The sequence below is a fragment of the Pseudomonas sp. MRSN 12121 genome (genome assembly GCF_000931465.1).
Lineage (GTDB): Bacteria > Pseudomonadota > Gammaproteobacteria > Pseudomonadales > Pseudomonadaceae > Aquipseudomonas.
Window position 1 is genome coordinate 1750565 of sequence record NZ_CP010892.1, and the last position, 13135, is coordinate 1763699.

The 13135-nt window shown below is 63.1% G+C and carries 15 protein-coding genes; 7 read left to right on the forward strand and 8 right to left on the reverse strand.

Translation table 11 applies throughout. The features are described 5' to 3' along the window. Window positions 1–24: 24 nt before the first annotated feature. Together TO66_RS07940 and TO66_RS33215 are read right to left on the reverse strand one after the other, a co-directional pair. A complete protein-coding gene (locus tag TO66_RS07940; protein WP_044461823.1) occupies window positions 25–984 on the reverse strand; it encodes a leucyl aminopeptidase (aminopeptidase T) in 960 nt (319 codons plus the stop codon). 70 nt (window positions 985–1054) lie between these two features. Next, entirely contained in the window at window positions 1055–1195 is a 141-nt protein-coding gene (locus tag TO66_RS33215) for a hypothetical protein (RefSeq protein WP_156162045.1), read from the reverse strand. Between the two features lie 76 nt (window positions 1196–1271). On the opposite strand from TO66_RS33215, the gene TO66_RS33220 reads away from it, so the two are divergent. The 3 genes from TO66_RS33220 (at window position 1272) to arfB (ending at window position 4282) form a co-directional block, all read left to right on the forward strand. Beyond that, the gene (locus TO66_RS33220) at window positions 1272–1538 is read left to right on the forward strand and encodes a hypothetical protein (protein WP_156162046.1); all 267 of its coding nucleotides are present in this window, start codon (window positions 1272–1274) and stop codon (window positions 1536–1538) included. A gap of 691 nt (window positions 1539–2229) precedes the next feature. Next, on the forward strand, window positions 2230–3651 hold the full coding sequence (locus tag TO66_RS07950) for an amino acid permease (RefSeq protein WP_044461824.1): 1422 nt from the start codon (window positions 2230–2232) through the stop codon (window positions 3649–3651). A gap of 217 nt (window positions 3652–3868) precedes the next feature. After that, the gene (gene arfB / locus TO66_RS07955; RefSeq protein ID WP_044461825.1) at window positions 3869–4282 is read left to right on the forward strand and encodes an alternative ribosome rescue aminoacyl-tRNA hydrolase ArfB; all 414 of its coding nucleotides are present in this window, start codon (window positions 3869–3871) and stop codon (window positions 4280–4282) included. Between the two features lie 3 nt (window positions 4283–4285). Here the strand turns inward: arfB and TO66_RS07960 are convergent, their stop codons facing one another. The 6 genes from TO66_RS07960 to phhA all read right to left on the reverse strand — a co-directional run bounded on the left by TO66_RS07960 (window position 4286) and on the right by phhA (window position 8659). Continuing rightward, window positions 4286–5494 (reverse strand): MFS transporter, encoded by a 1209-nt coding sequence (locus TO66_RS07960; protein ID WP_044461826.1) that lies wholly within the window; start codon window positions 5492–5494, stop codon window positions 4286–4288. A 129-nt stretch (window positions 5495–5623) separates the two neighbouring features. Next, window positions 5624–5806, reverse strand: coding sequence for a hypothetical protein (locus TO66_RS07965; protein WP_044465969.1), 183 nt, complete (start codon window positions 5804–5806; stop codon window positions 5624–5626). Between the two features lie 80 nt (window positions 5807–5886). Further along, window positions 5887–6018: a hypothetical protein gene (locus tag TO66_RS33870; RefSeq protein WP_256242961.1), complete on the reverse strand. Its 132-nt coding sequence runs from the start codon at window positions 6016–6018 to the stop codon at window positions 5887–5889. A 227-nt stretch (window positions 6019–6245) separates the two neighbouring features. Further along, window positions 6246–7442: an amino acid aminotransferase gene (locus TO66_RS07970; protein WP_044461827.1), complete on the reverse strand. Its 1197-nt coding sequence runs from the start codon at window positions 7440–7442 to the stop codon at window positions 6246–6248. After that, window positions 7442–7798 carry a 4a-hydroxytetrahydrobiopterin dehydratase gene (locus TO66_RS07975; RefSeq protein WP_007930096.1) on the reverse strand — a complete coding sequence of 119 codons (357 nt, stop codon included), beginning with the start codon at window positions 7796–7798 and terminating at the stop codon, window positions 7442–7444. The genes TO66_RS07970 and TO66_RS07975 overlap by 1 nt, the downstream gene beginning before the upstream one ends. Window positions 7799–7867: 69 nt before the next feature. Then, a complete protein-coding gene (gene phhA, locus TO66_RS07980; RefSeq protein WP_044461828.1) occupies window positions 7868–8659 on the reverse strand; it encodes a phenylalanine 4-monooxygenase in 792 nt (263 codons plus the stop codon). Window positions 8660–8965: 306 nt separating this feature from the next. Between phhA and TO66_RS07985 the strand changes: the two genes are divergently transcribed. The 4 genes from TO66_RS07985 to flgH all read left to right on the forward strand — a co-directional run bounded on the left by TO66_RS07985 (window position 8966) and on the right by flgH (window position 13128). Continuing rightward, on the forward strand, window positions 8966–10531 hold the full coding sequence (locus tag TO66_RS07985; RefSeq protein WP_044461829.1) for a sigma-54-dependent phenylalanine hydroxylase transcriptional regulator PhhR: 1566 nt from the start codon (window positions 8966–8968) through the stop codon (window positions 10529–10531). 279 nt (window positions 10532–10810) lie between these two features. Then, on the forward strand, window positions 10811–11548 hold the full coding sequence (locus tag TO66_RS07990) for a flagellar basal body rod protein FlgF (RefSeq protein WP_044461830.1): 738 nt from the start codon (window positions 10811–10813) through the stop codon (window positions 11546–11548). A gap of 45 nt (window positions 11549–11593) precedes the next feature. Further along, window positions 11594–12379: a flagellar basal-body rod protein FlgG gene (gene flgG, locus TO66_RS07995; protein ID WP_044461831.1), complete on the forward strand. Its 786-nt coding sequence runs from the start codon at window positions 11594–11596 to the stop codon at window positions 12377–12379. A 53-nt stretch (window positions 12380–12432) separates the two neighbouring features. Beyond that, entirely contained in the window at window positions 12433–13128 is a 696-nt protein-coding gene (flgH, locus tag TO66_RS08000; RefSeq protein ID WP_044461832.1) for a flagellar basal body L-ring protein FlgH, read from the forward strand. Window positions 13129–13135: the final 7 nt, after the last annotated feature.

Below are 13135 nucleotides of genomic sequence, written 5' to 3' on the forward strand. Positions count from 1 at the left end.
CGCTTCGGCGTATCGCGAGCAGTGCTAGAACACGAACCTGCCATCGAACACCGGCTTGTCGTCCAGGGCCAGCACGCCGCTGGCGAAGATCAGGTCCAGGTGATGGCTGCCCTTGGCGCCGCCGCCCAGCCCCAGGTGCAGGCCGCAGTGGCGTTCCTCGAAACCCGAGTTGCGCGCATACAGCGCCTTCACCCCCTCGTTGGTGCCGATGCCCAGTTCCTCGATGCGCCGGTTGGACGGGTTGGCGTCCAGGTACTTGTTGAAGTCGTCCTCCAGCCCCGGGACGTCGGTGGCGATGCCGCTGATGGTGGAGTTCTCGATCCACAGTTCCAGCGGCGATTGCAGCACCCCGTACTTGCGGGCGAAGGGAATGGTGCCGAGGAAGGTGCCGACGAATTTCACCTGGCCATTGATCGCCTCGCTGTGGCTGGCCACCTCGCCGGGGGCGAGGTCGTAATTGCCTACGCCGTTGATGTTGGTCCACTTCTTGATGCTGTTCAGCGGGGTCTCGAAGTGCGAGCCGTGCTCGTCGCGAAAGCTCAGGGTGGTGGCGTCGGCCATGTGGCGGATCAGGGTGGCGTTGAGCTCGGCGATGCGTTGCGGTGCGACGCTGAAGGTGTCGTAGAAGTAGTCGCCGTAATCCTTGAACAGCAGTGATTTCTTCCAGTTCTCGGCCATCACGCTTTGCAGCGCCTGGATGAACGCCGGGCCTTGCGGGCGGGGTGGCGAGAGGGTGGAAGAGTCGTAGAAGAAGATATACAGATCGCAATCGGCGATGGCCTGGGCCAGCACCGCTGTCGGCTCCAGGTCGAGGCGCAGGGCGTCGAAGCGAAATGGCGCACGGGCTTGCGTGATGACGGCGGCGCTGGTGGCCGCGTACTCGGCGGTGTGGCCGATCAGGACCTTGGCGGACGGATTGCCGGCCAGGGCTGGGTGGTGCTCGAGGTAATACAGGAAATGCCGGATAGCTGCGGTGTTGTCCATGGATCCTCCCTGACGGACAGCGAATGGCGGCAGGGGCGGCCGCCGGGCCACCCCTGCCTGGAGGCCCTTTTTACAGAGGCCACATCGCCGTGCCGAACGGTACGACCGCGTCGGCTTGCATCATTTCCACCGCGGCCTCGTGGGTCGCCGCTTCAAACCAATCGTCCAGTTGCAGTTCAGTGTCCAAGTCTTTTTCCAGTGCTTGCATCATGAATCTCCTAGATGACTATTTCGGATAAAAGCAGTCTGTGAGACGGCTCGGGGATTGGGCGGGGGAGTGGTGCGCTGTGCCGCAAAACCCGAATCGTTCGGCTTGCCCGCGTGTGGCCTGGCAAGTGGCTGGAAACCTAGTCCAGGGTTTTTCGGAATGCAAAAAAATAATTAAATTAATTTTGTTGAACTTTTTTTTCCGTTTTTTCCTCGGATTTTTCTCAAGAAAAAACAAAAAGCTGAGCCATCAGACAGAAAAAATATCGCGCGCCGTCAATTTGCAGGCGCCGGCGCGACGGATCTCAAGTGGCAAAAATACCTTCCAGCTTGTAAAGAAAACCTGACGAAAAGCGCGCCCTGACGTCATGGAATCGAGCCTCGCCCCAGGCTGTAAGAAAATCCTGCCGGCCCCCTGGCGATAACCGCCGCCAGACGGCTCCGAGCCGCTTGTGCCGCGGGCTCAAGGCAGGTGTCATGCAACCCATGCCTGTGTGCAGGTGCATAACAAGAAGGAGGCGCAATGAACGCCGAGGCTCACCTCAACCGACTCTCCGTGAAGGGCGATCACTGTCGCGCCTTCGTCCACGACCCCGACGGGTCTGTCCCGAATCCCGCCGCCGATGCCGAGCATCGAGCAGGCCCCAGGCGATTCCGGCTCCCGACGCGCTGATAAGCCGCGTCTGGCGGCAGGGAGTCAGGGGTGTACAATGCGCGGCGTTTTAACTGTGACCCAACTGCGTATCCGCGCATTTTGCGCCCCAACGACTGGTTTCGATGCATGGCGAGCCCCGGCTCCGCAGGTTCGAGACATTTCCCAAGGCCAATAATCTCAAGGCTACCCGCCTTGTTCACTCCGCCGCGTCACAAGCGTGGTGGGTTCGATTTCGTCACAGATAAAAACAAACAGGTGACGCATGACCGTTAAACAAACGCTGGACTCCTGGTGCCTGCGCTGGGGTTTGATCCGCGCTGCTTAAGCCTGCTGTCGGCCGCAACGTCTATCGAACATCATCAAACCTTGCGTGAGACCCTTTCATGAGTGGACAAAACTCGCATTCAGGCGAGCTGAAACGCGGCCTGAAAAATCGCCATATCCAACTGATCGCCCTCGGCGGCGCGATCGGTACCGGGTTGTTCCTGGGCTCGGCCGGCGTCCTCAAGTCGGCCGGTCCGTCGATGATCCTCGGCTATGCCATCTGCGGCTTCATCGCCTTCATGATCATGCGCCAGCTCGGCGAGATGATCGTCGAAGAGCCGGTGGCCGGTTCCTTCAGCCATTTCGCCCACAAGTACTGGGGCGGCTTCGCCGGTTTTCTGTCGGGCTGGAACTGCTGGATCCTCTACATCCTGGTGGGCATGTCGGAGCTGACCGCGGTCGGCAAGTACGTGCACTACTGGTGGCCGGAAGTGCCGACCTGGGCCTCGGCCGCGGGCTTCTTCGTGCTGATCAACCTGATCAACCTGGCCAACGTCAAAGTCTTCGGTGAAGCCGAGTTCTGGTTCGCGATCATCAAGGTGGTGGCCATCGTCGGCATGATCGCCCTGGGCAGCTACTTGCTGGTCAGCGGTCACGGCGGCCCGCAGGCCTCGGTGAGCAACCTGTGGGAACACGGCGGGTTCTTCCCCAACGGGGTCAGCGGGTTGGTGATGGCCATGGCGATCATCATGTTCTCCTTCGGCGGCCTGGAAATGCTCGGTTTCACCGCAGCCGAGGCCGACAAGCCGAAGACCGTGATCCCCAAGGCGATCAACCAGGTGATCTACCGCATACTGATTTTTTACATCGGTGCGCTGGTCGTGCTGCTGTCCCTGACTCCCTGGAACAGCCTGCTGGACACCCTGAATGCCTCCGGCGACGCCTATAGCGGCAGCCCGTTCGTCCAGGTGTTCTCGATGCTGGGCAGCAACACCGCGGCGCACATCCTCAACTTCGTGGTCCTGACCGCGGCGCTGTCGGTGTACAACAGCGGCACCTACTGCAACAGCCGCATGCTGCTGGGCATGGCCGAGCAGGGCGACGCGCCGAAAGTCCTGGCGAAGATCGACAAGCGCGGTGTGCCGGTGATGTCGATCCTGGCCTCGGCGCTGGTGACCTTCGTCGCCGTGGTGCTCAACTACCTGATCCCGCAGCACGCGCTGGAGCTGCTGATGTCGCTGGTGGTGGCGACCCTGGTGATCAACTGGGCGATGATCAGCTACTCGCACTTCAAGTTCCGCCAGCACATGAACCGCAGCGGGCAGACCCCGCTGTTCAAGGCGCTGTGGTACCCCTACGGCAACTACATCTGCCTGGCGTTCGTGGTGTTCATCCTCGGCATCATGCTGATGATCCCGGGCATCCAGATCTCGGTGTATGCGATTCCGGTGTGGGTCGCCTTCATGGGCGTCTGCTACTACCTCAAGAACAAGCGCAGCGCGCAGCCGGCGCTGCAGGTCGCCAGTCCTGCGGTGAAGTAACGCCAACGCGATAACACTGAACCCGGCTCCGGCCGGGTTTTTTGTGGGCACTGCAAATCCGTAGGAGCGAGGCTTGCCCGCGATAGCGTCGGCTCCGGTAATGCGGTGGATGGCCGCTTCGCAGATCGCAGGCAAGCCGGATCACCGCCCGCTCGCTCCTACGGGAGATCATGCAATTCGCGGTATTCTAGGCGCCCCGAACGCGGATTCCTTTTCCATGCTGGTGATTTCCAACAACGTGCATCTGCCGGATGCCGAGATCGAGTTGAGCGCCATTCGCGCGCAGGGCGCGGGTGGGCAGAACGTCAACAAGGTCTCCAGTGCGGTGCACCTGCGGTTCGATATTCCGGCCTCGTCCTTGCCCGACTTCTACAAGGAGCGGCTGCTGGCGCTGCGCGACAGCCGCATTACCAGCGAAGGGGTGGTGGTCATCAAGGCCCAGCAGTACCGGACCCAGGAACAGAACCGCGCCGATGCCCTGGAGCGTTTGGCGGAACTGATCCGTGGCGCTACCCAGGTGGTCAAGAAACGCCGCCCGACCAAGCCGACCCTGGGCTCGAAGACCCGGCGCCTGGAGTCCAAGAGCAAGCGCGGCACGATCAAGGCCGGGCGCGGCAAGGTCGACTATTAGCGCCTAGCGCTCATTGCGCTCGCTGCGCTCCTCGCGATACTTCGGGGCCTGGCGGTACAGGTACAGGCTCAGCAGCAAGCCGCCGGCCGCGGCGAGGGCGGCGAACAGGAAGATCGAGGCGAAGCCGAAACCGGCGGCGATCGCCCCGGCCAGGGGGCCGGTGATGCCCAGCGAAAGGTCGATGAACAGCGAATAGGCACCGACTGCAGCGCCACGGCTGGAAGCCGGGACCAGGTTGACCGCTTCCACGCCCAGCGCCGGGAACACCAGGGAAAAGCCGAAGCCGCTCAGCGCCGCGCCGGCCAGGGCCCAGTGGGCATCCGGCGCCAGCCACAACAGCAGCAGGCCCAGGGTTTCCACCGAGAGGCAGGCGATCGCCACGCGAAAGCCGCCGAGGCGGTTGATCAGGTTGCCGAACAGCAGGCGCGCGCCGATGAAGCTGGCGCCGAACAGGCTCAGGCACAGCACCGCGTTGGCCCAGTGCTGGGTGGCGTAATACAGGGTGATGAAGGTGGCGATGGTGCCGAAACCGATCGAGCCCAGCGCCAGGCCGCAACCGTGGGGGAACACCCGGCCCAGCACGTGGATGAACGGCAGGCGCTCGCCGGCGACGATCGGCGCCGCCAGTTTCGGCCAGGCCAGCGCCAGGCCGAGCAGGGCCAGCAGGATGATGCTCACGCCCATGCTCCACAGTCCCAGGCGATCCACCAGCCACACGCCCAGCGGTGCGCCGACGGCCAGTGCGCCGTAGCTGGCGATGCCGTTCCAGGAAATCACCTTGGCGGTGTTCTGCGCGCCGACGCGGCCGATGCCCCAGCCGATGGAGCCCGAGCCCACCAGGCTTTCGGCGCTGCCGAGCACCAGGCGGCCGACCAGCAGGCTGGCCAGGCTCAACAGCGGCAGGTTGTGCAACCAGGCCGACAGCAGCATGAACACACCGCTCAGGCCACAACCGGCCAGGCCGTACATCACTGCGCGCTTGCAGCCCAGGTTGTCGATGATCTTCCCGGCGTAGGGGCGGCTGAGCAGGGTGGCCAGGTATTGCACGCTGATCACCAGGCCGGCGATCACCGCGCCGAACCCCAGCTCGCTGTGCACGTAGCCCGGCAGCACGGCCAGGGGGATGCCGATGTTCAGGTAGCCGATGAAGGTGAATAGGACGATGGAGACGACTTGCAGCGTGACCGCCAAGGGGCGCTGGGTATCTGGCATGGCAAAGGTCCAGGGGCACGGCAGAGATAGATAGGCTGCTTATGATACCGGGGGTTGAAACGATTCAGGTGGAGAATTCGACGGCTCGGCGCAAGTTTTTTGCGTGGCCCGGTTTGCTGTGGGCTGGGTTCAGGCCTGGGCGGGTGCGAGCAATTGCGTGGTGACCAGGGCGGCCAGGGCGTTTTCCTGGGTGCCGAAGCGCGCCAGCAGGGCGCCCTGTTTTTCCGGCGTCAGGCGGTTCCAGATCTCGATCATCTTTTCGGCTGTGCCGATCAGCACGTCGGCTTGGGTTTCACTGAAGGCATCGGTCATGCGGGGGTTCTCGAAGGCGGGTTTCAGGCGGTGTGGAAAGCGCATCAACGAGCGCTTTCCACACGGTCTGGGTATTGCGGTCAGTCTTCGCTGTCGGCCTTGCGGCCTGGGGCGGCTTCTTTCGGCTCGGGCTGTTGGGCGCCGGCTTGTTGCGGGGTTTTCTGCGCAGTTTCGTGCAGGCTCGGGAAGGGGAGATTAGGAATCTCGTGCATAGGCGTAGCTCCTTGCAAAGTCTGTTTTTTAAATCGCTGGGTAGATCCGCGCTTTTAAAAAGCCTGGGCAGGATACCGCACTGCAAATGACAGAAAGATTTTTATCCCGGTTTTTGGGATGAAAGGTATTTCATCGGGGGAAATGACGAAGAGCATCGCGGGCAAGCCTCGCTCCTACAGGATCAGGTGACATCCGTAGGAGCGAGGCTTGCCCGCGATAGCTTTTTTCAGTCCTTGCAGACCGCCGCGATGGCTTCGGCCAGCAGATCCAGGCGGGTGGCGTCGATACCGGCGACGTTGGCCCGGCCCGAGCTGACCATGTACACGCTGTGTTGTTCGCGCAGTTTGCCCACCTGTTCCGGCGTCAGGCCGGTGTAGGAGAACATCCCGCGTTGCACGCCGATATGCGCGAAGCGTTCGGCCAGGCCATGGGGTTGCAGGGCTTCCACCAGCCCGGAGCGCAACTGCGCGATACGCAGGCGCATGGCTTCCACTTCGTTGGCCCAGAGGCTTTTCAGCTCCGGGTCGCCGAGGATGGTGGCAACCACCGCGGCGCCGTGATCCGGCGGTGTGGACCACAGGTTGCGGGCGATATGGGCCAGCTGGCTGCGCACGTCCACGAGCTTGTCGGCGTCCTTGGCGCAGACGATCAGCGCGCCGGTGCGGTCGCGGTACAGGCCGAAATTCTTCGAGCAGGAGCTGGTGACCAGCAGTTCGGGCAGTTCGGCGGCGAACAGCCGGACGGCCCAGGCATCCTGTTCCAGGCCATCGCCGAAGCCCTGGTAGGCGAAGTCGATCAGCGGCAGCAGGTTGCGGCTGCGCACCACGTCCAGCACCCGGTGCCAGTCGTCATGGCTCAGGTCGAAACCGGTGGGGTTGTGGCAGCAGGCATGCAGCAGCACCACGTCGCCCTTGGGCACCTGGTTCAGGGTCGCGAGCATGGCCTCGACGTCGAGGCGGTTATCGCTGCCGACGTAAGGGTAGTGGCTGACCTTGATGCCGGCGGTGGCAAAGATGGTCTCGTGGATCGGCCAGGTCGGGTTGCTCAACCACACGCCACGGCCCGGCAGGCAGTGGGCGATGAAGTCGGCGCTCAGGCGCAGCGCGCCGGTGCCGCCCGGGGTCTGGGTAGCGCCGGCGCGTTGCTCGGCGATCAGCCCGGAGTCGGCCCCCAGTACCAGTTCGTTGATCGCTTTGCCGAACGCCGGTTCGCCATGGCCACCGATGTAGGTCTTGGTGGCCTGGCGCTCGACCAGCCGCTGTTCGGCCAGCTTGACCGACTGCGGGATCGGCGTCAGGCCCTGGGAATCCTTGTAGACCCCGACGCCGAGGTCGAACTTGCGTGGGTTGCTGTCCGACGCATAGGCGTCCATCAGGCCAAGAATCGGGTCGCCGGGTACTCGGCCGATGGCGTCGAAATGCATTACTTGCGTCCTTCTGCGGTCTTGGCCACCTCGTCGGTGCGAGCGGCCATGATGAAGTCGTTGCGGTGCAGGCCCTTGATGGAGTGGCTCCACCAGGTCACGGTGACCTTGCCCCATTCGGTGAGAAGGCCGGGATGATGACCTTCCGCCTCGGAAATTTCACCCATTGCGTTGGTAAAGGCCAGGGCGAATTTGAAGTTTTTGAACAGGAAGACTTTTTCCAGCTGCATCACGCCATCGCGGACTTCGATGTTCCAGTCGGGGATCTGCTTGATCAGTACCGGCAGTTCTTCGTCGCTGACTTGAGGGGCATCGGCGCGGCAGGCTTCGCAGTGGGCTTGGTTCAGAGCGGTCATGGTGGATTCCTGAAGTGGATTCTTGTTGGAAATTAAGGGTTTTGTGCACGCTGCGCGAGGGCTGTGCGCTCAGGCCGCCTTGGGCTTGGGCGGAAACTTGGGTGCGTGCAGGCCCAGCTGCATGCCCTGGTGCACCAGGGCCATGATGTCTTCATGGGCCAGGTCGAACAGGCGCTTGAGGTTGGGCAGCACAAAGTAGACCGGTTGCAGGATGTCGATGCGGTACGGGGTGCGCATGGCTTCCAGCGGGTCGAAAGCCTGGTGTTCGGGCACGTCGGACAGGCTGTAGACGGTTTCCTTGGGTGAAGAAAGGATGCCGCCGCCGTAGATGCGCTTGCCTTGCGGGGTGTCCAGCAGGCCGAACTCGATGGTCATCCAGTACAGGCGCGCCAGGTACACCCGCTCTTCCTTGGTGGCCTGCAGGCCGAGCTTGCCGTAGGTGTGGGTGAATTCGGCGAACCAGGGATTGGTCAGCAGTGGGCAGTGGCCAAAGATCTCGTGGAAGATGTCCGGCTCTTGCAGGTAGTCCAGCTCTTCGCGGGTGCGAATGAAGGTCGCGACCGGAAACTGTTTGCTGGCGAGCAATTCGAAGAAGGTCTGGAAGGGGATCAGCGCCGGCACCCGGGCGACCTGCCAGCCGGTGGTTTCGCCCAGCACCTTGTTGATTTCGCCCAGTTGCGGGATGCGGTCGTGAGGCAGGCCGAGTTTCTCGATACCGTCCAGGTATTCCTGGCACGCGCGACCTTCGATCACTTTCAGCTGACGGGTGATCAGGGTGTTCCACACCGCGTGTTCGTCATCGGGGTAGTGGATAAAACCTTGCGCGTCGGGCTCGCGGGCCACGTACTGCGTCTGCTTCATGCTGCTCTCCTGTCAGGGGCTGCGTTCTTGTTATCAGTTGACGCTAGAGATAACCCAGGGTGCCGGCCTGTGCAGCAGCTTGACGTGAACGTAATGGGCGCTTTGCAGGTAAATTCGTAAAGTATTCGTTACGAATGCGCCGATAGCCCGTCGATACTGAGAATAGTCGATTTGAAAAGGCCTATGCCTGTCACATAATCTTGACGATTATCTGCGCCCTGGCGCAAAAAGTTCCTGATGCAGGGTGTCGAAAGTGCCGCATTATGGCGTTGATGCCATTCATCATCTGATTCGGACCTCCTTTATATGCGTATCAAAGTCCACTGCCAGAACCGCATCGGCATCCTGCGCGACATTCTCAACCTGCTGGTGGAGTACGGCATCAACGTCGCCCGGGGCGAGGTGGGGGGCGAGCATGGCAATGCCATCTATCTGCATTGTCCGAACCTGATCAACCTGCAGTTCCAGGCGTTGCGGCCGAAGTTCGAATCGATCGCCGGCGTGTTCGGCGTCAAGCGGGTCGGGCTGATGCCCAGCGAGCGGCGGCACATGGAGCTCAACGCGCTGCTCGGAGCCCTGGAGTTTCCGGTGCTGTCCATCGACATGGGCGGTTCCATCGTCGCCGCCAACCGCGCGGCGGCGCAGCTGCTGGGCGTGCGGGTGGACGAGGTGCCGGGGATTCCGCTGTCGCGCTATGCCGAGGATTTCGACCTGCCGGAGCTGGTGCGGGCCAACAAGTCGCGGATCAACGGCCTGCGGGTCAAGGTCAAGGGCGACGTGTTCCTGGCGGACATCGCGCCGCTGCAATCGGAGCACGACGACAGCGAGGCGATGGCCGGCGCGGTGCTGACCCTGCACCGCGCGGATCGGGTCGGCGAGCGCATCTATAACGTGCGCAAGCAGGAACTGCGCGGCTTCGACAGTATCTTCCAGAGCTCGAAAGTCATGGCCGCGGTGGTGCGCGAAGCCCGGCGCATGGCGCCGCTGGATGCGCCGCTGCTGATCGAGGGCGAAACCGGCACCGGCAAGGAACTGCTGGCGCGCGCCTGTCACCTGGCCAGCCCGCGCGGACAGTCGCCGCTGATGGCGCTCAACTGCGCCGGCCTGCCGGAGTCCATGGCCGAGACCGAGCTGTTCGGTTATGGCCCGGGCGCGTTCGAAGGCGCGCGGGCCGAAGGCAAGCTCGGGCTGCTGGAGCTGACGGCCGGCGGCACGCTGTTTCTCGACGGGGTGGGGGAGATGAGCCCGCGCTTGCAGGTCAAGCTCCTGCGCTTCTTGCAGGACGGCTGCTTCCGCCGGGTTGGCAGCGACGAAGAGGTGTACCTGGATGTGCGGGTGATCTGCGCGACCCAGGTCGACCTGTCCGAACTGTGCGCCCGCGGCGAATTCCGCCAGGACCTGTACCACCGGCTCAACGTCTTGTCCTTGCACATCCCGCCGCTGCGCGAATGCCTGGACGGCCTGACGCCCCTGGTGGAGCACTTCCTCGACCAGGCCAGCCGGCAGATCGGCTGCGCGCTGCCGAAACTGGCGCCGGCGGCCATGGAACGCCTTAGCCATTACCACTGGCCGGGCAACGTGCGGCAACTGGAGAACGTGCTGTTCCAGGCGGTCTCCCTGTGCGATGGCGGCACGGTCAAGGCCGAACATATCCGGCTGCCGGACTACGGCGTGCGCCAACCGCTTGGCGACTTCTCCCTGGAAGGCGATCTCGATGAAATAGTCGGGCGCTTTGAAAAGGCGGTGCTCGAACGCCTGTATTCCGAACACCCCAGCAGCCGGCAACTGGGCAAGCGCCTGGGTGTGTCGCATACCACCATCGCCAACAAGCTGCGCGAATACGAAGTGGGCAAGGGCGCTGGCGAAAGCTGAGGGCGCGCCGCCGGCTGCAGGGCCGTGGCATGCGCTATCGGTCTTGCGCGCCTGCGCCGCTACGGGAACGCGCAAGGCCCAGGAGGTCGAGCCTTGCCGTAAGCGGCATATCGGCGCCGGTTTTTCGTCTTCGCGACAAGGGCCGGCTTCCCTTCGACCTGCCTCAAGTCCCCGGATTTACTACCTCTGAGCGTCCTGGAAACAAGTTGGTGCGCTTATTGCTTATGGCTGAGCAGTACAGCGGTGGGCGGCAAACGTCCGACATGCAGAGGAAAGACCGTGGACAAGTACCTTTATGTGGCCATGACCGGTGCCAGCCAGAATGCGCTGGCGCAGAAGGCGCATGCCAACAACCTGGCGAACATCTCCACCAACGGTTTTCAGCGCGACCTGGAGCAGGCGCGTTCGATGCCGGTGTTCGGCGACAGCTTTCCGGCGCGGGCCTTTGCCATGTCCGAGCGTCCGGCCACCGATTTCTCTCCCGGCTCGCTGGTGGAAACCGGTCGCGACCTCGATGTGGCGGTCAGCGGCAATGGCTGGATCGCCGTGCAGACCCCGGATGGCGGTGAAAGCTACGTGCGTACCGGCAGCCTGAACATCGACGCCCTGGGCGTGCTGCGCGCCGGCAACGGCATGCCGGTGATCGGCAACGGCGGTCCGATCGCCGTGCCGCCGGAGCAGCAGGTGGAAGTCGGCCAGGACGGCACCATCAGCATCCGCGCCATGGGCGAAGGCCCGCGGGTGATGGCCGAGGTGGACCGCATCAAGCTGGTCAATCCCGACCTGAAGAACATGACCAAGGGCCTGGACGGTGCGATCCAGACCAAGGACGGCAAGCCGGCCCCGGCCGATGCCAATGTGCAACTGGTCTCGGGGTTCCTCGAGTCGAGCAACGTCAATGCCGTCGAGGAAATGACCTCGGTGCTGGCGCTCTCCAAGCAGTTCGAACTGCACATCAAGATGATGAACACCGCCAAAGAAGACGACCAGGCCATGGCTCGGGTCTTGCAGATCTAATTACCAGTACGTCGCGCCGTAAAACAGGCGCACGAGGAGAATCGAATGCTTCCGGCTCTGTGGGTTGCCAAAACAGGTCTGTCCGCCCAGGACACCAACCTGACCACCATTTCCAACAACCTGGCGAACGTGTCGACCACGGGTTTCAAGCGTGATCGCGCCGAGTTCCAGGACCTGCTGTACCAGATCAAGCGTCAGCCTGGCGCCCAGTCGACCCAGGACAGCGAGCTGCCGTCGGGCCTGCAACTGGGTACCGGTGTGCGCATTGTCGGCACCCAGAAGAACTTCACCGCCGGCAGCCTGCAGACCACCGAGCAGCCGCTGGACATGGCCATCAATGGCCGCGGCTTCTTCCAGATCCTGCAGCCGGACGGCACCACCACCTACACCCGCGACGGCACCTTCCACCTGGATTCCAACGGCCAGATCGTGACTGCCAACGGTTTCGCCCTGGAGCCGGCGATCGTCGTTCCGAACGATGCCCAGACCTTCACCGTGGGCCAGGACGGCACCGTCTCGATCACCACCGCCGGCAACCCGGCCTCGCAGGTGATCGGCAACCTGCAGACCGCCGACTTCATCAACCCGGCCGGCCTGCAGGCAATGGGCAACAACCTGTTCCTGGAGACCGCTGCCAGCGGCGCCCCGCAGGTAGGTACACCAGGCCTCAACGGCTTCGGCACCACCCTGCAGAACACCCTGGAAACCTCGAACGTCAGCACCGTTGAGGAGATGGTCAACATGATCACCACCCAGCGCGCCTACGAGATGAACTCCAAGGTGATCTCCACCGCCGACCAGATGCTCTCGTTCGTCACGCAGAATCTGTAATCAAGTCCTGGGGGCGGCCTGAGGGTCGCCCTGCAACACCATGAGGTAGGGTCATGAATCGCTTTGTATCTGTTCTCGCACTGAGTGGGGTCGTCGTGCTCGCGGGCTGCGTAGCCCCGACGCCGAAGCCCAATGACCCGTACTACGCTCCGGTGTTGCCACGTACCCCGTTGCCGGCCGCCGCCAACAACGGTTCGATCTACCAGGCGGGTTTCGAGCAGAACCTGTACAGCGACCGCAAGGCGTTCCGGGTCGGTGACATCATCACCATCACCCTCAACGAGCGGACCCAGGCGAGCAAGAACGCCAACTCCCAGGTGGCCAAGAACAGCAAGGCCGGCATCGGCCTGACGTCGCTGTTCGGCAGCACGCCGAACACCAACAACCCGTTCGGCAGTGGCGACCTGAGCCTGGATGTCGGCTACAACGGCGATCGCGCGACCAAGGGCGACAGCAAGTCGGGCCAGAGCAACAGCCTGACCGGTTCGATCACTGTGACGGTGGCCGACGTCCTGCCCAACGGCATCATCGCCGTGCGCGGCGAGAAGTGGCTGACCCTCAACACCGGCGACGAGCTGGTGCGGATCGCCGGACTGGTACGCGCCGACGATATCGCCACCGACAACACGGTGTCTTCGACCCGCGTCGCCGATGCGCGCATCACCTACTCGGGTACCGGTGCCTTTGCCGATGCGAGCCAGCCGGGCTGGTTCGACCGTTTCTTCCTCAGCCCGCTGTTCCCTTTCTAGGTGGCTA